Origin of the sequence: Streptomyces sp. NPDC048278 (assembly GCF_040652195.1) — a bacterium.
Lineage (GTDB): Bacteria > Actinomycetota > Actinomycetes > Streptomycetales > Streptomycetaceae > Streptomyces.
Window position 1 is genome coordinate 96,544 of sequence record NZ_JBEZLP010000022.1, and the last position, 24,781, is coordinate 121,324.

The following is a 24,781-nucleotide window of genomic DNA, read 5'->3' on the forward strand; positions in this document are numbered from 1 at the left end:
GTAAGGGAAGATGATCACTGTGACCGAAGCAACCGCCACCGCGGGAGCACTCAAGCGCCTCTCCGACGAGGGTGTCTCGATCTGGCTGGACGACCTGTCGCGCAAGCGGATCAGCACCGGCAACCTCGCCGAGCTGGTCGCCGACCGCAACGTCGTGGGCGTGACCACGAACCCGTCGATCTTCCAGGCCGCCATCGGCTCCGGCGAGGGCTACGAGGAGCAGCTCGCCGACCTTGCCGTGCGGGGGGTCACGGTCGAGGAGGCCGTGCGGATGATGACGACGCAGGACGTGCGGGCCGCCGCCGACATCCTGCATTCTGCATACGATGCATCACGGGGCGCGGACGGCCGGGTGTCCATCGAGGTCGACCCCCGCCTCGCCCACCACACCGCCGCCACCGTCGCCGAGGCCAAGCAGCTCTTCTGGCTGGTCGACCGCCCCAACGTGATGATCAAGATCCCGGCGACGAAGGCCGGCCTCCCCGCGATCACCGCGGTCGTCGCCGAGGGCATCAGCGTCAACGTCACGCTGATCTTCTCCCTGGAGCGCTACCGCGAGGTCATGGCCGCCTACCTGGCCGGCCTGGAGCAGGCCGCCGCCAAGGGCCTGGACCTCTCCACCATCCACTCCGTGGCCTCCTTCTTCGTCTCCCGCGTCGACAGCGAGATCGACCAGCGGCTGACCGTCATCGGGACGGACGAGGCGCTCGCGCTCAAGGGCCGGGCCGCGCTCGCGAACGCCCGGCTGGCCTACGAGGCGTACGAGGAGGTCTTCACCGGCGACCGCTGGGCCGCGCTGGCCGCCGCGAAGGCCAACAGGCAGCGCCCGCTGTGGGCCTCCACCGGCGTGAAGGACCCGGCGTACAAGGACACCCTCTACGTCGACGAGCTGGTGGCCCCCGGCACCGTCAACACCATGCCGGAGGCGACGCTGAACGCGACCGCCGACCACGGTGACATCCACGGCGACACGGTGACCGGCGGCTACGCGCAGGCCCGCGCCGACCTGGCGGCCGTCGAGCAGCTCGGGATCTCCTACGACGAGGTCGTGGGCAAGCTGGAGGACGAGGGCGTCGCCAAGTTCGAGGTGGCCTGGCAGGACCTGCTGGACGCCGTCGCGAAGTCCCTGGACAGCAAGGGAGTTGAGGTGTGATGAGCGAGACCGCCAAGGAGGTGCGGGCACCTGTGGTGCCCGCCGCCGACTGGGACAACCCGTTGCGCGACGCGCGCGACCGGCGGCTGCCGAGGGTCGCGGGCCCGTCGGGCCTGGTCATCTTCGGCGTGACCGGTGACCTGTCCCGCAAGAAGCTGATGCCGGCGATCTACGACCTGGCCAACCGCGGCCTGCTGCCGCCGGGCTTCTCGCTCGTCGGCTTCGCCCGCCGGGACTGGGAGGACCAGGACTTCGCGCAGGTCGTCCACGACGCGGTGCGCGAGCACGCCCGGACCCCGTTCCAGGAGGAGGTCTGGCAGCAGCTCGCCGAGGGCATGCGGTTCATCCCCGGCGACTTCGACGACGACACCGCGTTCAAGCAGCTGAAGGCGGCCGTCGACGAGCTGGACGGCTCCCGGGGCACCGGCGGCAACTTCGCGTTCTACCTCTCCGTGCCGCCGAAGTTCTTCCCGAAGGTCGTACGGCAGCTGAAGAAGGTCGGCCTGGCCACCCCGCCGCCCGGGGCCTGGCGGCGGGCGGTCATCGAGAAGCCGTTCGGCCACGACCTCAAGTCGGCGCAGGACCTGAACGCGGTCGTGCACGACGTGTTCGACCCGGACCAGGTGTTCCGCATCGACCACTACCTGGGCAAGGAGACCGTCCAGAACATCCTGGCGCTGCGCTTCGCCAACCAGATGTACGAGCCGATCTGGAACCGGTCGTACGTCGACCACGTGCAGATCACCATGGCCGAGGACATCGGCATCGGCGGCCGTGCGGGGTACTACGACGGTATCGGCTCGGCCCGTGACGTCATCCAGAACCACCTGCTCCAGCTGATGGCCCTCACCGCGATGGAGGAGCCGATCGCGTTCGACGCGGACGCGCTGCTCACCGAGAAGCTGAAGGTCCTCAAGTCGGTGCGGCTGCCGGAGGACCTGGGCCGGCACACCGTGCGCGGGCAGTACGCCGAGGGCTGGCAGGGCGGCGAGAAGGTGATCGGCTACCTCCAGGAGGACGGTATCGACCCCAAGTCGAAGACCGACACCTTCGCGGCCGTCAAGCTCGGCATCGACAACCGCCGCTGGGCGGGCGTCCCCTTCTACCTGCGCACCGGCAAGCGGCTCGGCCGCCGGGTCACCGAGATCGCGGTCGTGTTCAAGCGGGCCCCGCACTCCCCCTTCGACTCCACGGCCACCGAGGAGCTCGGCGCGAACGCGATCGTCATCCGCGTCCAGCCCGACGAGGGCATGACGGTCCGGTTCGGCTCCAAGGTGCCGGGCACCTCGATGGAGATCCGGGACGTGACGATGGACTTCGCGTACGGCGAGTCGTTCACGGAGTCCAGCCCGGAGGCGTACGAGCGGCTCATCCTGGACGTGCTGCTCGGCGACGCCAATTTGTTCCCTCGTCACCAGGAAGTGGAAGAGTCCTGGAAGATCCTCGACCCGATCGAGACGTACTGGGCAAAGCATGGTAAGCCCGCACAGTACGAGTCCGGCAGCTGGGGACCGCAGGAAGCCGACGAGATGCTCGCACGAGACGGACGGAGCTGGCGCAGGCCATGAAGATCGACCTGACCGACACCACGGCAAGCAAGATCAACAAGGCGCTGGTGCAGGGGCGCCGCGCCATCGGCACGCCCGCCGTGGGCATGGTCCTGACGATGGTGATCGTCACGGACGAGGAGAACGCCTACGACTCGATCAAGGCGGCCGAGGAGGCCTCGCACGAGCACCCCTCGCGCACCCTGGTCGTCATCAAGCGGCACGCCCGCACCCTGCGCGACCGCACCACCTCCCGCCTCGACGCGGAGGTCCGGGTCGGCTCCGAGGCCGGCACCGGCGAGACGGTCGTGCTGCGCACGTACGGCGACGTCTCCGACCACGCCGACTCGGTGGTGCTGCCGCTGCTGCTGCCGGACGCCCCGGTGGTCGTGTGGTGGCCGGTGGAGGCCCCCGAGACCCCCTCGAAGGACCCGCTGGGCGCGCTCGCCCAGCGCCGGATCACCGATCTGTACGCGGTCGACCGGCCGATGCAGGTCCTGGAGACCCGCGCCCGCAACTACGCGCCCGGCGACACCGACCTCGCCTGGACCCGGCTGACCCTGTGGCGGTCCATGCTGGCCGCCGCCCTCGACCAGGCCCGGGTCGACGTGACCTCGGCGGCCGTCGAGGCCGAGGCGGACAACCCGAGCGCCGAACTCCTCGCCCGCTGGCTGGAGGCGCGCCTGAAGGTCAAGGTGGACCGCGTGGTCTCGCCCGGCCCGGTGGTCACGGCCGTACGGCTCGGCACCGCCAACGGCGAGATCCGCATCGACCGCCCCGAGGGCCCCCTGGCGAGCCTGACCCTGCCGGGCCAGCCGCCGCGCACCCTCGCCCTGAAGGTCCGCCCCACCTCCGAACTCATCGCCGAGGAACTGCGCCGCCTCGACGCCGACGAGATGTACGCCGTCGCCCTGCGGGGCGAGGCCACCAAGGAGACCGCTTCCCATGCCTGACACCCCCGAGCTCACCCGGCGGCCCGAGTGGGCCGCCCTGGAGGACCACCGGGCCGAAGGACAGCCCGTCCTGCGTGAGCTGTTCGCGGCCGACCCGGCGCGCGCCGAGCGGTACGTCGTACGGGTCGGCGACCTGCACATCGACTACAGCAAGCACCTGATCACGGACGAGACCCTCGCCCTGCTCCAGGAACTGGCCGCCGCCACCGGCGTGTCCGGGCTGCGGGACGCCATGTTCCGCGGCGAGAAGATCAACGTCACCGAGAACCGCGCGGTGCTGCACACCGCGCTGCGCGCCCCGCGCGACGCGGTGGTCGAGGTCGACGGGGTGAACGTCGTCCCGGCGGTGCACGCCGTGCTCGACAAGATGGGCGCCTTCGCCGAGCGGGTCCGCTCGGGCGAGTGGACCGGCCACACCGGCAGGCGGATCCGGAACGTCGTCAACATCGGCATCGGCGGCTCGGACCTGGGTCCCGCGATGGCCTACGAGGCCCTGCGGGCGTTCACCGCACGGGAGTTGACCTTCCGGTTCGTCTCCAACGTGGACGGCGCCGACCTGCACGAGGCGACCCGCGGCCTGGACCCGGCGGAGACGCTGTTCATCGTCGCGTCGAAGACGTTCACCACGATCGAGACGATCACCAACGCGACCTCGGCCCGCACCTGGCTGCTCGACGGACTGGGTGGCGACGAGAAGGCGGTGGCCAAGCATTTCGTGGCCCTCTCCACGAACGCCGGCAAGGTGACGGAGTTCGGCATCGACCCGGACAACATGTTCGAGTTCTGGGACTGGGTCGGCGGCCGTTACTCCTACGACTCCGCCATCGGCCTCTCCCTGATGATCGCCATCGGCCCGGACCGCTTCCGCGAGATGCTCGACGGCTTCCACCTGGTCGACGAACACTTCCGCACCGCCCCCGCCGAGGCCAACGCCCCGCTGCTGCTGGGCCTGCTGGGCATCTGGTACGGCAACTTCTTCGACGCCCAGTCGCACGCGGTGCTGCCGTACAGCCACTACCTGTCCAAGTTCACCGCCTACCTCCAGCAGCTGGACATGGAGTCCAACGGCAAGTCGGTGGACCGGGAGGGCCGGCCGGTGCAGTGGCAGACCGGTCCGGTGGTGTGGGGCACGCCGGGCACCAACGGCCAGCACGCCTACTACCAGTTGATCCACCAGGGCACCAAGCTGATCCCGGCGGACTTCATCGGCTTCGCCGAGCCGGTCGCCGAGCTGAGCGGTGAACTCAAGGCCCAGCACGACCTGCTGATGGCGAACTTCTTCGCCCAGACCCAGGCGCTGGCCTTCGGCAAGACCGCCGAGGAGGTCCGCGCGGAGGGCGTCGCCGAGGAGCAGGTGGCCCACCGCACCTTCAAGGGCAACCACCCCACCACCACGATCCTGGCCCGCGAGCTGACCCCGTCGGTCCTCGGCCAGCTCGTCGCCCTCTACGAGCACAAGGTCTTCACCCAGGGCGCGATCTGGAACATCGACTCCTTCGACCAGTGGGGCGTGGAGCTGGGCAAGGTGCTCGCCAAGCGCATCGAGCCCGCCCTGACCGAGGGCACCGACGTGCCCGGCCTCGACCCGTCCACCACCGCCCTCGTCTCGACGTACCGCACGCTCAAGGAAGTGAAGTGACATGCAGCTCGGACTGATCGGCCTCGGCAAGATGGGCGGCAACATGCGCGAGCGGATCCGCCGCGCCGGCCACACCGTCATCGGATACGACCGCAACCCCGACGTCTCCGACGTCAAGAACCTGGAAGAGCTGGTCGAGAAGCTCGACGCGCCGCGCGTGGTGTGGGTGATGGTCCCGGCGGGCCACGCCACCCAGTCCGTCGTCGACGAGCTCAAGGACCTGCTGTCCGAGGGCGACACGGTGGTCGACGGCGGCAACTCCCGCTGGACGGACGACGAGAAGCACGCCGCCGAACTCGCCATCAAGGGCATCGGCTTCGTCGACGCCGGTGTCTCCGGCGGTGTGTGGGGCCTCCAGAACGGCTACGCCCTGATGGTCGGCGGCGACAAGCAGCACGTCGAGCGGCTCCACCCGATCTTCGAGGCGCTCAAGCCGGAGGGCCCCTACGGCTACGTCCACGCCGGCAAGGTGGGCGCCGGGCACTTCTCCAAGATGGTCCACAACGGCATCGAGTACGCCATGATGCAGGCGTACGCCGAGGGCTGGGAGCTCCTGGAGAAGGTCAAGTCCGTGGACAACGTCCGCGAGGTCTTCCGCTCCTGGCAGGACGGCACCGTCATCCGCTCCTGGCTGCTCGACCTCGCGGTCAACGCGCTGGACGACGACGAGCACCTGGACAAGCTGAAGGGCTTCGCGCAGGACTCCGGCGAGGGCCGCTGGACCGTCGAGGCGGCCATCGACAACGCGGTGCCGCTGCCGGCGATCACGGCGTCCCTGTTCGCCCGGTTCGCGTCCCGCCAGGACGACTCCCCGCAGATGAAGATGATCGCGGCGCTGCGCAACCAGTTCGGCGGCCACGCCGTCGAGTCGAAGTAGGTGTGCCGTGGGGGACCTCCTCCTGGTCCGCCACGGTGAGACGGAGTGGAGCGTGTCGGGCCAGCACACCAGCTGGACCGACCTGCCCCTCACCCAGCACGGCGAGGAACAGGCCAAGTCCCTCGCCCCGCTGCTCACCGGCCGGACCTACGCACTGGCGCTGGCCAGCCCGCTGGACCGTGCGATACGCACGGCCGAACTGGCCGGTCTGACCGGGGTCGCACCAGACCCCGACCTGCACGAATGGGACTACGGCGGCTACGAGGGCGTCACCACGGCGGAGATCCACCGCAGCCGCCCCGACTGGTACCTGTGGACCGACGGCGTCCCGCCCGGCCCGGAGGGACACCCGGGCGAGTCGCCGGAGCAGATCGGCGCACGCGCCGACCGGGTGCTCAGGAAGGTCGAGACGGCGCTCACCACCGGCACGGGTGACGTGATCCTGGTGGCCCACGCCCACTTCCTGCGCGTGCTGACCGCCCGCCGCCTGGGGCTGCCGCCCGCCGAGGGCCGGCTGTTCCAGCTGGCGACCGGGACGGTCAGCCGGCTCTCCACCGAGCACGGGTGGCCCGTGATCGCCGAGTGGAACGAACTGCCGTAACGCCTGCCGCGACGGCCCGCCAGTGACAACTGGCGGGCCGTTCTGCCGTGTTGGCCCCCGGTGGCTCGACGGGTGGCCCCCGGGCGGCCGCCGGGACTGTTTCTACGGCCCATTTCCTAACCCCTTGTCGAAAGTCCTGTGAAGCCCATAGCCTGACGCCGCGCCGGTGCCGTCGTACGCCCCGGCCCGGCCGGGACGGGATGGGATGGGAGGGGCAGCCGCGTGAAGCGCACATCGCGTGACATCCGCACCGCCAACCGCTACGAGGTGCTGCGCCAGATCATCGCCCGGTCCCCCACCTCCCGGCAGACGCTGGCCGCCGCGACCGGACTGAGCGTCGCCACGGTCGCCACCCTCGTCGGGGAGCTGCTCGACCTCCGGATGATCACGGAGGTCGGCTTCGAGGACTCGGCGGGCGGCCGTCCCCGGGGGCTCGTCGCCGTCGACCCGGCGGGCGGCGCGCTGATCGGTGTCGACATGGCGGAGACGTACGTCCGGGTGGAGCTGTTCGACCTGGGGCTGAACGTGCTGGTCCGGGCGGTGGAGGACATGCGCCCCGGGGAGAGCCGGCCCGAGCAGGCGGTCGGCCAGGTGGCCACGGCCGTCGGCTCGGTGGTCGCCCAGGCCGGCGTGGAGGGCGCCCGGGTACTGGGCGTCGGGGTGAGCGTGCCGGGCCAGGTGGACCGGGCCACCGGGATCGCCGAGTACGCGCCCAACTGGGACTGGCACGACGTGCCGTTGCTCGACCTGCTCGCCGACCACATCGCCTATCCGCTGTATCTCGACAACCCGCTGCGAGCGAGCGCGGTGGCCGAGCTGTGGTTCGGGGCCGTGCGCGGGCGCGAGGACGCCGTGGTGGTGAACCTCGGCACCGGGGTCGGCGCCGGGCTGGTCCTGGGCGGCGGGCTGTACCGCGGGGTCAGCAACAGCGCCGGCGAATGGGGGCACACGACACTCGTGCTCGACGGCCGGCTCTGCCACTGCGGCAACCACGGCTGCGTGGAGACGTACGTCGGCGCCCCCGGGATCATGCTCAACCTGCGCGAACTCAGCCCCCGCTCCCCGCTGTTGCACCCCGAGGACCAGACGGCCACGATCGACGCGCTGGCCGACGGGGTGGCCGCGGGGGACCCGCTGGCAGTCGAGGTGGTCCGCGGCACCGCCCGCTATCTCGGCGCGGGCATCGCGGACCTGGTGAACCTGTACAACCCCGAAGTGGTCGTGCTCAGCAGCTGGGTCGCCAGGAGGCTGGGCGCACCGCTGCTCGACGAGGTGCGCGAGGCCGTCCGGCGGCACGCGCTGCGGCGGCCGTTCGCCGCCACCGAGATCGTCCTCTCCCCCGTCCCCACCGACCCGGTCTGCCTGGGCGCCGCCACGTTCGCGCTGGAGGGCGCCCTGCAGTCGGTGGGACAGCGGACCCCGAGACGCACCGCCGGCTCCGCACGGAGCCGTACCGCACCACCTTCATGACGACGGAAGGGATGCACGTGTCACACCCCCCTCGCAGGAGATCGGTCCTCCTGACGGCCGCAGCCGCGCTGGCCGTCGCCGGACCGCTGATGTCCGCCCCGCCCACCTCGGCCGCCACCGCCACGGCACCGGCCGCCGAGGTCTCCCCGCACGCCGCCCAGACCATCGACGACATCGGGGCCTCGGGCGCCTGGTGGGTCAACGACCTCCAGCACTTCTCCCCCAAGGTGCAGGCCCGGGTGGCGAAACTGCTCTTCTCCAAGCAGGGCCTGGACCTCAGCTCGTACCGCTACAACATCGGCGGTGGCGGGGCCGCGGTCACCACCCCGGCCCGGGTCGCCGAGGACTTCCTGGCCGCCGACGGCTCGTACGACTGGAGCAGGGACAAGGGCGGCCGGACGTTCCTGACGTACGCGGCGAAGTACGGCGTCCAGGACCTGATCGGCTTCGTCAACAGCGCGCCCGCCCGATGGACCACCAACGGGCAGAGCTGCGGCGGCCGGTTGAAGACGGAGAACGAGACCGACTACGCGAAGTACGTCGCCGACGTCACCGACCACTTCGCCCGCCAGGGCGTGAAACTGGACTACATCAGCCCCTTCAACGAACCGGACAACGACTTCGGTTCGTGCGGCCAGGAGGGCATGCAGGTCACCGTCGACCAACGCGACGACATCGTGCGTGCGTTGGGCGCCGAGCAGCAGGCCAGGCACCAGAAGACGTCGATCATCGCGGACGAGTCCAGCCAGACCACCCAGTTCGTCTCCGAGCTCCCGCAGTGGATCTCACAGCCCGGGACCGCGCAGTACGTGTCCGCGCTGGCCCACCACACGTACAACAACCCGAACGACGGCCAGCTGGGGAACGTCTACGAGACGTCGAGGTCGGTCGGCACGAAGTCCTGGGCCTCGGAGATCTGCTGCTTCGGCAAGGGCTCGACGGGCTGGAACCAGGAGTACGACCCGTCCATCGACAACGCCCTGCTGATGTCCCGGATCATCTACAAGGACTTCGCGAGCGCCCACGACTCGGCCTTCCAGTGGTGGGTGGCGCTGGCCAGCGGCTACGGCACCGACCCGTACGCGAAGAACGACGTCGGCTGGAACGACGGCCTGGTCTACTACGACCCCGACTACGCGGCCAACGGCAATCAGACGCTGTACTTCACCAAGCGGTACTACGCGCTCGGCCAGTACAGCAAGTTCGTCAGGCCCGGCTCGGTCGCGCACAACGTGACCGGGGCGCCGGACGGGGTCGAGGTGTCGGCGTACGACAGCGGCGGCCGGTGGGTGGTCGTGGTCAACAACCACAACACCACGGACACCCCGCTGAGTCTGCACTTCAACAGCGCGACACCGGTGAAGGCCAGGCAGGCGGTGCGCACCTCGGCCACCGAGGACTGGGCCGACGTGCCGAAACCGTCGGTGACCGCGGGGACGGTGTCCGCCACCCTCGCCGCCCGCTCGATCACGACGTACGTCTTCGACCGGAAGGGCCACGGCACTTCGGCCGTCACCGGTGCGCTGGCCGGCCGGCAGTCCGGCAAGTGCCTGACGGCGGACGCCTCCGGGGCCGCGATCGCCACCTGCACGGGTGCCGCGGACCAGTCCTGGTCGTACAGCGCCGACGGCACCCTGAAGGGCCCGAACGGCTATCTGACGGCGTCCGGTTCCGGCCTGACGGCCACCGCGGACCCGACCGGTGACGCGAGCCAGCGCTGGCTGCTCAACGCCAACGGGCAGATCCTCGGCGAGGCGTCCGGCAAGTGCCTCGACGTCAGCGGGCAGGCCACCGCCGACGGCAGCAAAGTGATCCTCTACAGCTGCAACGGCGGCGCCAACGAGGCCTGGACCAGGCAGTAGCCGCCCGGCTCCACCCCATCCGAGGGCCGCCGGCCACCCCCTGACCCGGCGGCCCTCAACTTGCTCTGCTTTCCCACCTGTTCGTCATCCCGAACCGGGTACAACGTTTCGCGCAGACTTCGTCCAACCTCTTGCCGAAGCATTAGCCGAAGGTTAACGTCCCGCTCCGCGACGCATTTTCAGCCAGTCGGCTCGCGAGGTTTTCAGGGCCTTCCACAGCCGCAGCGCCACAGCCGCACTCGACAGACAAGGACGTCACCATGTCGGCACTCAGCAACAACAACTGGTCTCGCCGGTCGCTCTTCCGGGCGGCAGCGGGCATGGCCGCCGCCGGCACGCTGGCCGCGTGCGGCAGCAACAACGGCAGAGGCGGGGGCAGCGGGTCGGGCACGCAGCTCACCCAGTACTTCCACGCCTACGGCGAGGCGGGCACGGAGCAGGCCCTCAAGCGCTACGCGGCGGCGTACAAGAAGGCCGACGTGAGCACCAACTGGATCACCGGCAACAACTTCGAGTCCGCGCTCTTCGCCGCCCTGCTCACCAAGAAGGCGCCCGACGTCTTCGAGTTCCACCCGCAGCTCCAGCTCGTCAAGAGCGGCCAGGTGGCGGACCTGAGCGACATCATCGACCCGGTCAAGGACGACTTCAACCCGAACGACATCAAGTCCCACACGGTCGACGGGAAGATCTACGGGATCCGGATGATCGACGACCCGCAGTTCTTCTACTACCGCAAGTCGATGCTGGAGAAGGCCAAGGTCGAGGTGCCCACCACCCTCGACGAACTGGTCGAGGCCGCCGCCAAGCTGACCACCAGCAAGGTCAAGGGCGCCTTCCTCGGCAACGACTTCAGCGCCATCCAGAACCCCATCATCTGGTCCGCCGGCGCCGACACCATCGACGACAAGAACCAGATCGCCTACCACACGGACGGCGTCGTCGAGGGTCTCAAGACGCTCCGGAAGCTGTTCACCAGCGGCAACGTGCTGCTCGACGCCCCGACCGACTTCTGGGACCCGTCCTCGCTCAACCAGGGCCTGTGTGCCATCCAGTGGGGCGGCATGTGGTCCATGCCGGCCATGCAGAAGGCGCTCGGCGACGACCTCGGCATCTTCCCGTTCCCGAAGATCGGCAGCGCGGGCAAGCCGTCCGTCTACAACGGCGGCTGGTCGATCTTCGTCAACGCCAAGGGCAGCAACGTCGACGCGGCCAAGGAATACGTCAAGTGGCTGTGGATCGACCAGAAGCAGTACCAGGAGGACTGGGCCACCTCGTACGGCTTCCACATCCCGCCGCGCACGTCGATCGCCAGCGGGGCGACCAAGCTCAAGTCCGGCCTGGCCGCCGAGGGCGTGAAGCTCTTCACCGACTACGGCCACTTCGACAACATCGCCTACGACCAGACCATGCAGACCGCGTTCGCCGAGGTGATCGCCTCCTCCGTCCGTAAGAACGGCAACCCCGAGGCGGCGCTCGACACCTGCGACAAGAAGGTCGACGTCGAGCTCAAGAAGCTGTTCGGATAGGCCCCCGGGAAGACCACGACATGTCGACCACCACCACACGCGGGGTCGCCCAGCCCGCCCCGGCCAAGGCCTCCCAGGCCCGGCCGCGGCGGGGCCTGCGGGGCAACCCGACCGTGAACTTCTGGCTCTTCACCGGGCCCTTCCTCATCGGCCTGGCGATCTTCGTCTTCGTGCCGATCGGCTGGAGCGTCTGGCTCAGCTTCTTCGACGCCCGCTACACCGTCACGCCGAGCCATTTCGTCGGCTTCGACAACTACAAGCAGATCCTGACCAACAGCGAGTTCCCCGACTCGCTGGTGACGTTCACCGTGTTCGCCGCGTTCATCGTGCCGACCACCTGGGCGCTGTCGCTCGGGCTCGCACTGCTCGTGAACCAGCTGCGGTTCATGCGGGCGTTCTTCCGGTCGGTGTTCTTCCTGCCGACCGCCGTCTCCTACGTGGCGGCGGCCCTGATCTGGAAGATGTCCATCTTCAGCGGTGTCCGCTTCGGACTCGCGAACACGGTCATCGGCTGGTTCGGCGCCGACACCGTCGCCTGGATGTCCGACCCCACCCCGCCCTGGTACTGGCTGGTCATCGTGACCCTGCGGCTGTGGATCCAGTCGGGCTTCTACATGATCCTGTTCCTGGCGGCGCTCCAGAACATCCCCGGCGAGCTGTACGAGGCCGCCGCCATCGACGGCGCCAAGCGGGGCTGGCAGACCTTCCGGTACATCACGCTGCCCCAGCTGCGCGCCACGTCGACCGCGGTGATCCTGCTCCTGCTCATCGCCGCGTACCAGGCCTTCGACGAGTTCTTCAACATCGTGGGGCAGAAGGCGACCTGGGCGCAGACACCGCTCATGGAGCTCTACAAGACGGCCCTCGGCACCAGCCAGGACTACGGCGCCGGCAGCGCAGGCGCCGTCATCCTGTCGCTGCTCATCTGCCTGGTCACCCTGGTCCAGGGCAAGTTCATGGGATTCGGAAGGGGGGAGGAGTCCAAGTGACCACCACCACGCCCCAGGTCGGCAAGCGACGCAGGAAGGGCGGGGGCGTCCTCGGCAACACGGGGCTGTACGTCGCCGTCGGCATCGCCGCCCTGCTCTTCCTGATCCCCTTCTACCTGATCGTCCGCAACGCCCTCTCCACGGACCTGGAGATCACCGGCGAGAACTGGAAGGTGCTGCCCTCCTTCCAGTGGGGCAACATCAGCGAGCTGTTCAGCGACCCCACGGTCGACTTCGGCACGTCCATGGTGAACTCGCTGGTCGTCGCCGTCCTGACCACGAGCGGCACGCTCCTGGTGTGCTCCCTGGCCGGCTACGGCCTGGCCCGCATCCCGTACCGGCACGCCAACAAGGTCTTCTACGCGGTCCTGGCGACCCTGATGGTCCCCACCGCCGTCACCTTCGTGCCCAGCTTCGTGCTGGTCTCGTCCCTCGGCTGGGTGGACACCTACCGCGGACTCATCATCCCCGGCCTGTTCAGTGGTTTCACCTGCTTCCTTTTCCGGCAGTACTTCCTCGGATTCCCGAAGGAACTGGAGGAGGCGGCACGCGTGGACGGGCTCGGCTACTGGGGCGCGTACTGGCGGATCGTCGTGCCCAACTCGCTGAACTTCTTCGCGGCGATCGCCACGATCACGTTCATCAGCGCCTGGAACTCCTTCCTGTGGCCGCTCGTCATCGGCCAGGACCCGAGCTCCTGGACCGTGCAGATCGCGCTCTCCTCCTTCATGACCAACCAGACCGTCAACTTCCACCTGATCTTCATGGCCACCGCCATCTCCATCCTGCCCCTGGTGTTCGTGTTCCTCTTCCTCCAGCGCTGGCTGGTCCAGGGGATCGCGCAGACCGGCATCAAGGGCTGAGCCGCACTCTCACGACCTGGAGACCGATGTCTTTCCGCTCTGCCACGGCTGTCGACTACGTAGAGGACGTCTCACCGGGCTCCGGGGCCCTGCCGCCCCGCGCCTGGTACCCCGTCTCGGACGCCGAGTCCCTCTCCCTGAACGGCAGTTGGCGCTTCCGGCTGTCGCCCACGGCCGACGCCGAGGACGACGCGTTCGCCGAGCCGGGGTACGACGCCGGAAGCTGGGCGGAGGTCTCGGTCCCGGGGCACTGGGTGCTCCAGGGGCATGGCGCGCCGATCTACACGAACCACCTCTACCCGTTCCCGGTCGACCCGCCCAGGGTCCCGACCGAGAACCCCACCGGTGACCACCTGCGGTTCTTCGACCTGCCCGAGGGCTGGGACCTGGCGGGCGGCGGGGCGGTGCTGCGCTTCGACGGGGTCGAGTCCTGCGCCCGGGTGTGGCTGAACGGCACGGACATCGGCGAGTTCAAGGGCTCCCGGCTGCCGCACGAGTTCGCGGTCGGGCAGTTGCTGAAGCCGGCCGGGAACGTGCTGGCCGTCCGCGTCCACCAGTGGTCGGCCGGCTCCTACCTGGAGGACCAGGACCAGTGGTGGCTGCCCGGCATCTTCCGGGACGTCACCCTGCTGCACCGCCCGGCCGGCAGCGCCCTCGACTTCTTCGTGCACGCCTCCTACGACCACGTCGGCGGTACGGGCACGCTGCGCGTCGACTCCGACGTGGCCGGCCGGGTCACCGTGCCGGAGCTGGGGATCGACGTCGCCACCGGCGAGCCGGTCACCGTCCCGGTGGAGGCGTGGACGGCGGAGACCCCGCGGCTGTACGACGGGGTGCTGGCCACCGGGGGCGAGCGGGTGCCGTTGCGGATCGGGTTCCGGACCGTCGCCCTGGACGACGGCCTGATCAAGGTCAACGGGAAGGCGGTCCTGCTCAAGGGCGTCAACCGGCACGAGTGGCACCCCGAGAAGGGCCGGGCCCTCGACCGGGAGACCATGCTCGCGGACGTGCTGCTGATGAAGCGGCACAACATCAACGCGGTCCGCACCTCGCACTACCCACCGCACCCGGCCTTCCTCGACCTGTGCGACGAGTACGGCCTGTGGGTGATCGACGAGTGCGACCTGGAGACCCACGGCTTCACCGAGCAGGCCTGGCGGGACAACCCCGTCGACGACGACCGCTGGACCCCGGCGCTGCTCGACCGGGCCGCCCGGATGGTCGAACGCGACAAGAACCACCCGTCGGTGGTGATCTGGTCCCTGGGCAACGAGGCCGGCACCGGGCGCGGCCTGACCGCGATGGCCGAGTGGATCCACGGCCGGGACACGTCGCGGCTCGTGCACTACGAGGGTGACATCGACTGCCGTGACACGGACGTGTACTCCCGGATGTACGCCGGCCACGCCGAGGTCGAGCGGATCGGCCGCGAGCTGGACGGGGGCACCCACAAGCGCCGTCGACTGCCCTTCATCCTCTGCGAGTACGGGCACGCGATGGGCAACGGCCCCGGTGGCCTCGCCGACTACCAGGAGATCTTCGAGTCGTACGACCGGCTTCAGGGCGGCTTCATCTGGGAGTGGATCGACCACGGCATCAAGGACGAGCGGTACGGGTACGCGTACGGCGGCGACTTCGGTGAGGAGCTGCACGACGGGAACTTCGTCTGCGACGGGCTGGTCTTCCCCGACCGGGAGCCCTCCCCCGGGCTGGTGGAGTACAAGAAGGTGATCGAGCCCGTCCGGATCGACGGCGACGGCGCCGACGGGACGGTGCGCGTCACCAACAGGTACGACTTCGCCGATCTGTCGCCGCTGGACTTCGAGTGGTCGTACCAGGTCGGCGGCGAGACCGTCGAGTCGGGCCCGCTGGCCGTACCGGCTCTGGCGGCCGGCGAGTCGGCGGAGGTGAAGCTGCCGGAACCGCCGGTCGCGGCCGGCAGCGGCGAGACGCAGTGGACGGTGCGCGCGGTTCTGGGAGCCGACGCGGGCTGGGGACCGCGCGGTCACGTGGTGGCCTGGGGCCAGTTCCCCGTCTCGGGGCGGCAGTTGCCGGCCTTCGCCGCCGCCACCGTGCCGGTGGTGTCCGGCGACGGGTCGATCGCCCTCGGCCCGGCCGTCTTCGACGCGCGCAGCGGCGCGCTGAGGAGCATCGGCTCGGTGGCGTTGACCGGACTGCGGCTGGACGTGTGGCGGGCGACGACCGACAACGACGACGGTGCCGCCTGGCAGAGCGACATCCGCTACGGCGCGCTGTGGCGGAAGTTCGGTCTGCACCGGATGCGGCACCGCCTGGACGCGGTGGAGCAGACCGGTGACGCGCTGACCGTGCGGACCCGGGTGGCGCCGGCCGCCTGGGAGTTCGGGCTGGGGACGGTCTACCGGTGGACCACGGACGGCAGCCGCCTCCGGCTCACCGTGTCCGTGACCCCGGACGGGGACTGGACGGTGCCGCTGCCCCGGCTCGGTATCCGCCTCGGGCTGACGGCGGCCGACCGCGTGCGGTGGTTCGGCGGCGGACCTGGCGAGGCGTACCCGGACACCAGGTCGGCTTCCGTGGTGGGCCGTTGGGAGTCGACGGTGGACGGCCTGCAGACGCCGTACCTCCGTCCGCAGGAGAACGGCGCCCGCGCGGACGTCCGCTGGGCGGAGCTCGGCGGGCTGCGGATCGAGGGCGACCCGGAGTTCTGGTTCACGGCCCGCCGCTGGACCACCGAGCAGCTGGACGCCGCCGCTCACCGCACCGATCTGACGCCTGGTGACACCGTCTGGGTCACCCTGGACCACGGCCAGCACGGCATCGGCTCGCAGTCCTGCGGGCCGGGCGTCCTGCCGCAGTACCAACTGCACGCCGGACCGGCCGAGTTCTCCTTCGTGTTCACGGAGACCGGCTGATCCTTCGGCGCGGTCACCCGCCGTGGCCCGGTCCGCAGCGGTACAGCGTGTATCGCGAGACGTGCACGGGTGCGCAGTGGCCGATGGCCCAGCGGACCAGGGCCCGGCCCGGGGTCTTCGCGCCCCGGGCGCGGTGGGTGAGGTCGGCCGCGGAGAGCAGGACGTAGCGGAGCCGGCCGGTGTCGACCAGGTGGTGGAAGGTGCCGGGCGCGGGGTACGGCACATGGGCGGTGAAGCCGCCGAGCGGGAGGATGGCGGCGTTGTCCGAGAGGATGTACGGCGCCGCCATCTGCCAGCGGGGCACGGCGGCCAGGTAGCGGGCGCCGTCCCGGTGGGCGGTGAGGTAGGCGAGGACCCGCTGCTGGTCCCGGGTCAGGGCGGAGGCGCCGTTGCGGGTGGCGATGCTGCCGGGGCCGATCCGGCCGAACCCGCCGGGCTGGTTGTAGCGCAGGGAGGTCGCGGACGCGGACCAGACGGTGGGGACGACCAGGACCGCGGCGAGGGCGACGGCCAGGGCGGTCCTGCGCGGACGTGACCCGCCGACGGCGAAGAGGACCAGCGCCGGCAGGTCAAGCACCGCGGCGACCCCGACCGACCAGGTGAAGAAGCCCGGGTAGTACAGGGTGAGGGCCGCGCACCAGCCGACGTTGACGGCGAGGACCGCGCACAGCACGCCCCGGCGCCGCACCCGGGTCACGGCCGTCGCGGCCAGGGCGGACAGGCCGACCGCGACCACACCCATGTAGTAGGTGTGTCCGGTCACGCTGCCGAAGCTGAAGACCAGGAAGAACGTCACCAGCCAGACGCTCCACAGCAGATACCCGGCCAGGAAGGGATCGGTGCGCTGCGGGCGGCGGCGCCACAGGCCGTACAGCCCGGCGGCCAGGCCCAGTGCCGCCAGCGGGTACAGCCAGCCCGTCTGACTGGCCAGTCCGGGGCTGAACATCTTCCAGACGGTCTCCCCCATCCCCGCCGAGGCCCTGCCGTGGGCCCGGCCGGCGACGATGCTCCCGGTGCCGGCCGCGTCGACGCCCAGCGCCTGGAAGCGGGTGAGGAAGTTGTAGCCGACGACGAGGGCGACCGGCGAGTTGTCGGTGGTGCCGTCGAGGTAGGGGCGGGCGGCGGCCGGGGTGAGGCCGGCGACCAGCATCCAGGACAGGGACACCGCGAGTGTGACCGCCCCGGACACGGCGAGGTCCCGGATCCGGCGGCGCAGGGTGGTCGGCGCGGCCACCAGGTAGGTCACGGCCAGCGCGGGCAGCACCGCCCAGGCCTCCAGCATCTTGCACTGGAACGCCACCCCGACCCAGACGCCCGCGAGGACGAGGGTGCGCAGCCGGGCGCGGGCGGTGGCCCGCTGGGTGGCCTCGGCGGCCAGCAGCAACAGCAGGACGAACGGCGCGTCCTCGGTGACCGAGCGGCCCAGGCCCACGGTCACCGGGGTGAGGGTGAGGAAGGCGGCGGCCAGCAGCCCGGCCGGTACGCCGGCCCAGCGCCGTACGACCACGTGCAGCAGGACCACCGAGGCCACGCCCTCCAGGGCCTGCGGGACCACCAGGGACCACGGGTGGAAGCCGAGGACCAGCGCCGACAGGGCCTGCGGCCACAGGAAGCCGGGCAGCTTGTCCAGGGTGATGGAGTTGCCCGGGTCGAAGGAGCCGTAGAGGAAGGCGACCGGGTTGTCGGTCATGCTGCGGACCGCGCTCGCGTAGAAGGAGTGGTACGCGCTGTGCCAGATGCCCCAGAAGAAGAGCAGCGCGGCGACGGTGGCGATGCCGGCGAGGATCGGGCGCTCGTAGCGCTGGGTGCGGCTGCGTGCCGGGGCCGGCGGGGGCGGCGGCCCCTCGACTCGGACGAGCGGCTCGGCGCTGACAGGGCTCGGCATCGCGGACGGCCTCCAGGACTCCCGGTGTCCGGGGCTTCCAGAGCGCCCCGGAGTGCTACGGCCTGTAGGACGACTGGATTCCGGCGAACGTCACGTCCGGGTTGTCAAGGAACATTCAGGATGTTCGTGAGTATTGCTCATGGAAGCTGTAAGAATCCTGAACCCCGCCTGTGTCTCACCGCCGGGTGTGCTGGGCCGCGAGGCGCACCGGGGCGTTCTGGGCGCCGTATCCGCGGTATCCGGGGTCCCGCTCGACCAGTTCGAAGAAGACCCGTCCGACGGTCCGCGTGTAGCAGTGCCGGAAGACCCCGCCCGTCTCCCGGTCGTAGAGGATGCCGAGGTCGCGGTACGTCTCCAGCTCGCCGTCGGCGAACTCGTACCGGGCGGCGAGGTCGTCGTGGTAGTTGGCGGGGATGGGCAGCAGGCCGCCGCCGGCCGCCCGGAAGGCACGGGCCGCGGCGACGACGTCCGGGACGGCCAGGGCGATGTGCTGGGCGTGCAGGGTGTCGTCGGCCGGGGCCGCGCCGACCCCGAGGGCGATCCGGACGCTGCCGTCGGCGTTGGTGACGGCCCGGGAGCGCAGCAGCCCGTAGGGATCGGCGACGTCGACGCTCTCCTGGGCGTGCAGGCCGAGGACGCTGCGGTGGAAGAGGGCCGCCTCGTCGTACTGGTGCCAGGGCTGGGTGAGCGCGAGGTGGTCGATGTGCGCGGGGGCGGCCGGCGGGGTGTGCGGTACGTCCGTGAAGTCGGCCCGCCAGTCGGGGAGTTCCGGATCCCGGCCGGTGGCGCAGAAGAACAGTTCGGTGCCGTCGGGGGCGGCGACCGCGTCGAGCGGGGCGTCCTCGGGGGCGCGGCGGCGGGGCAGCACGGGGGCGAGCAGGGCCTCGGCGCGGCGGGCGGCGGCCCGCGGGTCCGGTGACTCCAGGCCGATCGCGGCGAGCCCGGTGCCGTCGCGGCGGGCGGCGGGACCGGTGTTGACGAGGATCCGGGCGGTGCCCCGCTCCCACAGGTCGACGGGCTTGCTGCGGTGCCGGGCGGTCCTGGCGAAGCCGAGCGCACCGAGCAGCGCCGAGACCGGTTCGGCGTCCGGGGTGACCAGTTCGGCGAACGCGACCCCCGTCGGCACGACCGGCGCGGGCAGCTCCCCGGCCCCGAGGGCCTCCTGGAGCACCAGCAGCGAACGGTGCGCGTCGACGGCGGTCGGCCCGGCCTCCGCCTGCCGGAAGACGTCGTTGAAGACCTCCAGGGAGAGCGGCCCTTCGTACCCCGTGCGCAGCACGTGCCGCACGAGCCCGGCGACGTCGAACCCGCCCTGCCCCGGGAAGCACCGGTAGTGCCGGCTCCACTGGAGCACGTCCATGGCGAGCAGCGGGGCGTCGGCCAGTTGCAGGAAGAAGATCTTCTCCCCGGGTATCTCCTCGATGCCCTTGGGATCGGACCCCCGGGAGAGGATGTGGAAGCTGTCGAGGCACGTCCCGAGCGCGGGGTGCCCTGCCGCCTCGACGATCCGCCAGGCGTGGTCGTACGTACTGACGTGCCGCCCCCAGGCGAGCGCCTCGTAGGCGACGCGGACGCCGAAGTCCTGTGCGAGCGTCGCCAGTCGGGACAGCTGCTCGGCTGCGAGACCGTCGTCGTCCATCGCGAGCGGCGACACGGAGGAACAGACGAGCACGGTGTCGGCCCCCAGCTCCCGCATCAGCTCGAACTTGTGCCGCGCGCGCCGCAGATTGCGCGCGAACTCGTCGCCGGGGACGGCTTCGATGTCCCGCATGGGCTGATAGAGGTCGACGGTGAGCCCCAGATCGACGCACCGGGCCCGTATCTCACGGGGCGGAAGCGGACTGGCGAGCAGATCGTTCTCGAAGACCTCGACCCCACCGAACCCGGCCCGCGAGGCGGCGGTGAGCCTTTCGGTCAGTGACCCACTGAGCGAAACGGTGGCAATGGAAGTACGCATGACCTTTTCCCTCACGTTCACTGCAACCCCCTGCGTTTTTTTGGGGGCGCGGGGAACTGCGCGATCAACCCCCACCGGCCCGCACCCGTCACACAACCTGACCCGCCGAGCTCTCTGCCAGCTCCGCGATGTCGGCCAGCATCCGAGCGGCGTCCGGCTCCCGCCCCGTGAACAACCGAAACGCATCCGCCGCCTGGAACACGGCCATCCCGCCCCCGTCCAGCACCGCACACCCCAGCGCCCGAGCGGTCCGCACCAGCTCCGTCTCCAACGGCCGGTACACCACCTCGGCCACCCACGACTCGGCCCGCAGCAGCTCCGCGGGCACCGGCAGCCCCGGATGCGCGGCCATCCCCGTCGGCGTCGCATGCACCAGCCCGTCCGCACCGGCCAGCAGTTCCGGCAGCCGGTCCAAGCCCGCGGCGACCGCGCGCCCCGCGCCGAAGTGCCGGTTCAGCGAGCCCGCGAGATCGACGGCCCGGTCGGCGAGCGCGTCCACGACGGTGACCCGCTCGGCCCCCAGCGTGAGCGTCGCGTGCGCGACGGCGGCCCCCGCGCCCCCGGCGCCGAGCTGCACGACCCTCTCCAGCGAGGCGTCCCGCAGCCCACGCGCGAACGACGCCGCGAACCCGGTCACGTCCGTGTTGTGGCCGACGGCCCTCCCGTCGGCCTCGAAGACCACCGTGTTGACCGCGCCGAGCGCCTCGGCCTGCGGGGAGAGGGCGTCGAGGTGCTCGATGACCAGCTGCTTGCAGGGGTGGGTGATGTTCAGCCCGTCGAAGCCGAGATCACGCGCGGCCCGCAGCAGCTCCCCCACGGCCTCCGGCGGAACGCCGACCACGTCGATGTCGATCAGCCGGTACACGTACCGCAGTCCCTGCCGGTCGGCCTCGCGCTCGTGCAGGGCCGGGCTGAGCGAGGGGCCGATGCCGGAACCGATCAGTCCGACGAGATACGAGTCCTTGGCCACGTGGCCCTCCAGAGCGGCATAGCTAATGTACGAACTAGTACGTTAGCTATAGCACCGGTCACCGCGACGGGGGAAGACCTCTCCGCGAACGTCTCCGGCAGGGGCTTCTAGAATCTCCGCACCGGCCACCCCCGCGAAGGCACCCGATAGGAACCCGATGACCAGCGTCGACGAACCGGCACAGACCAACGGACGGCTCCGTGACGCCGCCCGCACCCAGGCCGAGATCCTCGACGTGGCCACCCAGGAGTTCGCCCGGGCCGGGTACGACGGGGCCCGCGTCGACGAGATCGCGGCCCGCACCCGCACCACGAAGCGGATGATCTACTACTACTTCGGCGGCAAGGAGCAGCTGTTCACGGCGGTCCTGGAGCGCGCGTACGGCGTGATCCGCGAGGCCGAGCAGCAGCTGGACGTCGAGCACCTGGACCCGGTGGCGGCGATCCGCCGGCTCGCCGAGCTGACCCTCGACCACCACGAGCAGCACCCGGACTTCATCCGGCTGGTCAGCATCGAGAACATCCACGGCGCCGAGCACATCGCGGCCTCCGAGAAGCTCGGCAGGATCGGCTCGCCGGCCCTTGAGGTGATCCGCCGGATCCTGGCCGCCGGACAGGAGTCCGGCCTGTTCACGGCCGACGTGGACGCCGTCGACCTGCACGCGCTGATCAGCTCGTTCTGCTTCTTCCGGGTGGCGAACCGGGCCACCTTCCGCGCCCTCTTCGGCCGTGACCTGGTGGACCCCGCGCAGCGCGCGCACTACCGGGCGATGCTCGGCGACATGGTGATCGCCTACCTCACCGCGGAGCGGGCGGCGGACTGACCGTCGCACCGGAGTGTCCGGCGCGACCTCTTGACACCGGGGAAACGCGAGCGCAACATCCGTACCCATCGCGACTAACTACCCAGTGGGTTAATTAGCACCGGCCCCTGGTCCGCCGACCCCGTCATCCCTGGGAACCGGCCTTCTCCCCCGCCGCTCACTCCGCCTACGTTTGAGTTCCCCGAAGGAGCACCGCCGTGTCCGTCCCCGCCCAGCCCGCCGCCACCGCCGTACCACCGGGTGGCCAGCCGAAGAAGGCCGCCCTGGCCGCCTGGATCGGCAGCGCCCTGGAGTACTACGACTTCTTCATCTACGGCAGCGCCGCCGCGCTGATCTTCCCGAAGGTCTTCTTCGACGAGTCGGACCCGGCCAACGCGACTCTGCTCTCGCTGGCCACGTTCGGGGTGGCGTACGCGGCCCGCCCGGTCGGGGCGCTGTTCCTCGGGCACTTCGGGGACCGGATCGGCCGCAAGAAGATCATGGTCTTCACGCTGCTGCTGATGGGCCTGTCGACGTTCCTGATCGGCTGTCTGCCGACCCGCGCCCAGGTCGGCGGCCTCGCTCCGGTGCTGCTGGTGCTGTGCCGGGTGCTGCAGGGCATCTCGGCGGCCGGCGAGCAGGCCAGCGCGAGTTCCATGACCCTGGAACACGCACCGCCGAAACGGCGCGGCTTCTTCACCAGCTTCACGCTCGGCGGCACCCAGGGCGGTCAGCTGATCGCCACCCTGGTCTTCATCGCGGTCTCCCAGCTGCCCGAGGACCAGCTGATGTCCTGGGGCTGGCGGGTGCCGTTCTGGCTGAGCGTCGCGGTGGCCGTGGCCGGCTGGTTCATCCGGCGCAGGCTTGAGGAGACCCCGGCCTTCGCCGAGCAGGCGGCGGGCGAGGGTGTCGTACGGCTGCCGCTGGTGACGCTGGTGCGCTACCACTGGGCGGACGTGCTGCGGGTGGTCGGGGGCGCGCTGATCGCCTCGGTGAGCACGATCTTCACGGTGTGGGCGCTGGCGTACGCGACGAGCGACTCGGTCGGGATGTCGAAGACGTCGATGCTGTGGGTGGGTGCGCTGGCGAACCTGGTGGCGCTGGGCGCGATCCCGGCGTGGGCGACGCTGTCGGACCGGATCGGCCGGCGGCCGGTGTACCTGATCGGTGCGGTGGGCAGCGCGGTCGCGATGTTCGGCTACCTGTGGGCGATCTCCACCGGCTCGTACCCGCTGATCATGCTGCTCGGGATCGTCGCCTTCGGTGTCGTCTACAGCGCGGCGAACGGTGTCTGGCCGTCCTTCTACGGCGAGATGTTCTCGACCCGGGTACGGCTGTCGGGCATGGCGATCGGCACCCAGATCGGGTTCGCGGTGGCCGGTTTCGCGGTGACCTTCGCGGCGCAGATCGCGGGTCCCGGCGGTGACGACTGGTCGGCGGTGGCACTCTTCACGGCCGCGCTGTGCGTGCCGCCGGTGATCGCCGCGCTGTCCGCCCGCGAGACCCACGCGGTGGCCACGGAGGACCTCGGGTCCCGCACCCCCCGCGAGGCGTCCCGGCCGGAGACCGTGACCGCCTGATCCCCGTCCGATGTGCGATGCGGGCACACGTCCGCCCGGGCACGCGCCCGGGCGGACCGTCGCGTCCCGCTCGAAGGAGATTTGGTCCCACGCCGTTCACACCCTGGACATGAGCGATGACCTGCGGGGATGCCGTCCGGTGCGATCGTGGGCGGTAGGCGGCACCGTGTCCGACATCCTTGAGCAACGGCGGGGAACCGATGAACCCGAGCACAGCTGACCGTTCCGAACAGACCGTCACCGAAGGCGACGCCGACTCCGCGGCCGGGGCCGGGGCCAAGCCGCTCCTGGACGCCCCGCAGAACGCCGCGGCGGGCGTCGCGATGTGGATCTTCGTGGTCGGCCCGCTGCTCTGCCTGGTCGTCGCGGTGCCGCTGCTGTGGGGGCGGGGCCTGTCGGCCCTTGACGTCACCATGGCCGTGGTCGCCTACCTCGTCTCCGGCTTCGGCCTCACGGTCGGCTACCACCGCCTCTTCACGCACCGCTCGTTCAAGGCGAAGCGGGGTCTGCGGATCGCGCTGGCCGTCGCGGGTTCGCTGGGGGTCGAGGGCTCGCCGGTGCAGTGGGTGGCCAACCACCGCCGCCACCACGCCTTCGCCGACCGCGAGGGCGACCCGCACTCGCCCTGGCGCTTCGGCACCGACACCCGCGCGCTGCTCAAGGGGCTGCTGCACGCGCACATCGGCTGGATGCTCAAGCGCGAGCTGAGCAACCGGGCCAGGTTCGCGCCCGACATCGACGCCGACCGCGACCTGCGGATCGTCGGCCGGCTCTTCGGGCCGCTGACCGTCGTCTCCCTCCTCGCCCCCGCGCTGGTCGGCGGGCTCGTCACCGGCACCTGGGCCGGTGCGCTGACCGGGTTCTTCTGGGCCGGCGTGATGCGGATGGCGCTGCTGCACCACGTCACCTGGTCGGTGAACTCGGTCTGCCACGTCGCGGGCAGGCGCCCGTTCGCCAGCCGGGACAAGGCCACCAACTTCTGGCCGCTCGCTCTGCTGTCCTTCGGCGAGAGCTGGCACAACTCGCACCACGCCGACCCCACGGGCGCGCGCCACGGTGTCCTGCCGGGCCAGATCGACCCGTCGGCCCGCCTGATCCGGATCTTCGAGAAGCTGGGCTGGGCCCACGACGTCCGCTGGCCGAGCCCGGACCGCCTCGGCGCCCGCCTGCTGCCCGAGCCGGCCGGCCGCCAGGAGTCGGCGGCCTGACGGCT

General features: G+C 70.7%; 18 protein-coding genes. 15 read left to right on the plus strand and 3 right to left on the minus strand.

Annotated features, from left to right (window positions below):
* The first annotated feature begins 10 nt into the window (after positions 1-10).
* From tal to AB0D74_RS31990, 12 genes are all read left to right on the plus strand, one after another.
* Positions 11-1,153, plus strand: coding sequence for a transaldolase (gene tal / locus AB0D74_RS31935; protein ID WP_362594699.1), 1,143 nt, complete (start codon positions 11-13; stop codon positions 1,151-1,153).
* Positions 1,153-2,721, plus strand: a complete 1,569-nt coding sequence (gene zwf / locus AB0D74_RS31940) for a glucose-6-phosphate dehydrogenase (protein WP_362594701.1) — start codon at positions 1,153-1,155, stop codon at positions 2,719-2,721. Before tal ends, zwf begins: the two co-directional genes overlap by 1 nt.
* Positions 2,718-3,653, plus strand: coding sequence for a glucose-6-phosphate dehydrogenase assembly protein OpcA (opcA, locus tag AB0D74_RS31945; RefSeq protein ID WP_362594703.1), 936 nt, complete (start codon positions 2,718-2,720; stop codon positions 3,651-3,653). The genes zwf and opcA overlap by 4 nt, the downstream gene beginning before the upstream one ends.
* Positions 3,646-5,292: a glucose-6-phosphate isomerase gene (gene pgi / locus AB0D74_RS31950; protein ID WP_362594705.1), complete on the plus strand. Its 1,647-nt coding sequence runs from the start codon at positions 3,646-3,648 to the stop codon at positions 5,290-5,292. Before opcA ends, pgi begins: the two co-directional genes overlap by 8 nt.
* Position 5,293: 1 nt before the next feature.
* Positions 5,294-6,169, plus strand: coding sequence for a phosphogluconate dehydrogenase (NAD(+)-dependent, decarboxylating) (gene gnd, locus AB0D74_RS31955; protein WP_362594707.1), 876 nt, complete (start codon positions 5,294-5,296; stop codon positions 6,167-6,169).
* A gap of 7 nt (positions 6,170-6,176) precedes the next feature.
* On the plus strand, positions 6,177-6,770 hold the full coding sequence (locus tag AB0D74_RS31960; RefSeq protein WP_362594709.1) for a histidine phosphatase family protein: 594 nt from the start codon (positions 6,177-6,179) through the stop codon (positions 6,768-6,770).
* A 222-nt stretch (positions 6,771-6,992) separates the two neighbouring features.
* Complete coding sequence (locus AB0D74_RS31965) at positions 6,993-8,240, plus strand: ROK family protein (protein WP_362594711.1); 1,248 nt, start codon at positions 6,993-6,995, stop codon at positions 8,238-8,240.
* Between the two features lie 11 nt (positions 8,241-8,251).
* The gene (locus AB0D74_RS31970) at positions 8,252-10,102 is read left to right on the plus strand and encodes a glycoside hydrolase (protein WP_362594713.1); all 1,851 of its coding nucleotides are present in this window, start codon (positions 8,252-8,254) and stop codon (positions 10,100-10,102) included.
* A gap of 260 nt (positions 10,103-10,362) precedes the next feature.
* Positions 10,363-11,628, plus strand: coding sequence for a sugar ABC transporter substrate-binding protein (locus AB0D74_RS31975; protein ID WP_362594715.1), 1,266 nt, complete (start codon positions 10,363-10,365; stop codon positions 11,626-11,628).
* A gap of 20 nt (positions 11,629-11,648) precedes the next feature.
* The gene (locus AB0D74_RS31980) at positions 11,649-12,617 is read left to right on the plus strand and encodes a sugar ABC transporter permease (RefSeq protein ID WP_362594717.1); all 969 of its coding nucleotides are present in this window, start codon (positions 11,649-11,651) and stop codon (positions 12,615-12,617) included.
* Positions 12,614-13,480, plus strand: a complete 867-nt coding sequence (locus AB0D74_RS31985) for a carbohydrate ABC transporter permease (RefSeq protein ID WP_362594719.1) — start codon at positions 12,614-12,616, stop codon at positions 13,478-13,480. The genes AB0D74_RS31980 and AB0D74_RS31985 overlap by 4 nt, the downstream gene beginning before the upstream one ends.
* Before the next feature lie 26 nt (positions 13,481-13,506).
* Complete coding sequence (locus tag AB0D74_RS31990; RefSeq protein WP_362594721.1) at positions 13,507-16,374, plus strand: glycoside hydrolase family 2 TIM barrel-domain containing protein; 2,868 nt, start codon at positions 13,507-13,509, stop codon at positions 16,372-16,374.
* Between the two features lie 13 nt (positions 16,375-16,387).
* Here AB0D74_RS31990 and AB0D74_RS31995 read toward each other — a convergent pair whose 3' ends face one another.
* The 3 genes from AB0D74_RS31995 to AB0D74_RS32005 form a co-directional block, all read right to left on the minus strand.
* Positions 16,388-18,259: a glycosyltransferase family 39 protein gene (locus tag AB0D74_RS31995; RefSeq protein ID WP_362594723.1), complete on the minus strand. Its 1,872-nt coding sequence runs from the start codon at positions 18,257-18,259 to the stop codon at positions 16,388-16,390.
* Positions 18,260-18,434: 175 nt separating this feature from the next.
* Positions 18,435-20,216, minus strand: coding sequence for a TIM barrel protein (locus tag AB0D74_RS32000; RefSeq protein WP_362594725.1), 1,782 nt, complete (start codon positions 20,214-20,216; stop codon positions 18,435-18,437).
* Positions 20,217-20,304: 88 nt separating this feature from the next.
* A complete protein-coding gene (locus tag AB0D74_RS32005; RefSeq protein WP_362594727.1) occupies positions 20,305-21,186 on the minus strand; it encodes a shikimate dehydrogenase in 882 nt (293 codons plus the stop codon).
* Positions 21,187-21,343: 157 nt separating this feature from the next.
* Here AB0D74_RS32005 and AB0D74_RS32010 point away from each other — a divergent pair, with 157 nt between their 5' ends.
* The 3 genes from AB0D74_RS32010 to AB0D74_RS32020 all read left to right on the plus strand — a co-directional run bounded on the left by AB0D74_RS32010 (position 21,344) and on the right by AB0D74_RS32020 (position 24,776).
* Positions 21,344-22,009, plus strand: a complete 666-nt coding sequence (locus tag AB0D74_RS32010; protein ID WP_362594730.1) for a TetR/AcrR family transcriptional regulator — start codon at positions 21,344-21,346, stop codon at positions 22,007-22,009.
* Positions 22,010-22,206: 197 nt separating this feature from the next.
* Positions 22,207-23,568 carry an MFS transporter gene (locus AB0D74_RS32015; protein ID WP_362594732.1) on the plus strand — a complete coding sequence of 454 codons (1,362 nt, stop codon included), beginning with the start codon at positions 22,207-22,209 and terminating at the stop codon, positions 23,566-23,568.
* Positions 23,569-23,891: 323 nt separating this feature from the next.
* Complete coding sequence (locus AB0D74_RS32020; RefSeq protein ID WP_362594843.1) at positions 23,892-24,776, plus strand: acyl-CoA desaturase; 885 nt, start codon at positions 23,892-23,894, stop codon at positions 24,774-24,776.
* Positions 24,777-24,781: the final 5 nt, after the last annotated feature.

Excerpts from the sequence above, each read along its gene's own strand:
- tal (WP_362594699.1), top strand. The coding sequence starts at position 11 with ATGATCACTGTGACCGAAGCAACCGCCACCGCGGGAGCACTCAAGCGC.
- zwf (WP_362594701.1), top strand. The coding sequence starts at position 1,153 with ATGAGCGAGACCGCCAAGGAGGTGCGGGCACCTGTGGTGCCCGCCGCC.
- opcA (WP_362594703.1), top strand. The coding sequence starts at position 2,718 with ATGAAGATCGACCTGACCGACACCACGGCAAGCAAGATCAACAAGGCG.
- pgi (WP_362594705.1), top strand. The coding sequence starts at position 3,646 with ATGCCTGACACCCCCGAGCTCACCCGGCGGCCCGAGTGGGCCGCCCTG.
- gnd (WP_362594707.1), top strand. The coding sequence starts at position 5,294 with ATGCAGCTCGGACTGATCGGCCTCGGCAAGATGGGCGGCAACATGCGC.
- AB0D74_RS31970 (WP_362594713.1), top strand. The coding sequence starts at position 8,252 with ATGCACGTGTCACACCCCCCTCGCAGGAGATCGGTCCTCCTGACGGCC.
- AB0D74_RS31975 (WP_362594715.1), top strand. The coding sequence starts at position 10,363 with ATGTCGGCACTCAGCAACAACAACTGGTCTCGCCGGTCGCTCTTCCGG.
- AB0D74_RS31980 (WP_362594717.1), top strand. The coding sequence starts at position 11,649 with ATGTCGACCACCACCACACGCGGGGTCGCCCAGCCCGCCCCGGCCAAG.
- AB0D74_RS31990 (WP_362594721.1), top strand. The coding sequence starts at position 13,507 with ATGTCTTTCCGCTCTGCCACGGCTGTCGACTACGTAGAGGACGTCTCA.
- AB0D74_RS31995 (WP_362594723.1), bottom strand. The coding sequence starts at position 18,259 with ATGCCGAGCCCTGTCAGCGCCGAGCCGCTCGTCCGAGTCGAGGGGCCG.
- AB0D74_RS32000 (WP_362594725.1), bottom strand. The coding sequence starts at position 20,216 with ATGCGTACTTCCATTGCCACCGTTTCGCTCAGTGGGTCACTGACCGAA.
- AB0D74_RS32010 (WP_362594730.1), top strand. The coding sequence starts at position 21,344 with ATGACCAGCGTCGACGAACCGGCACAGACCAACGGACGGCTCCGTGAC.
- AB0D74_RS32020 (WP_362594843.1), top strand. The coding sequence starts at position 23,892 with ATGTGGATCTTCGTGGTCGGCCCGCTGCTCTGCCTGGTCGTCGCGGTG.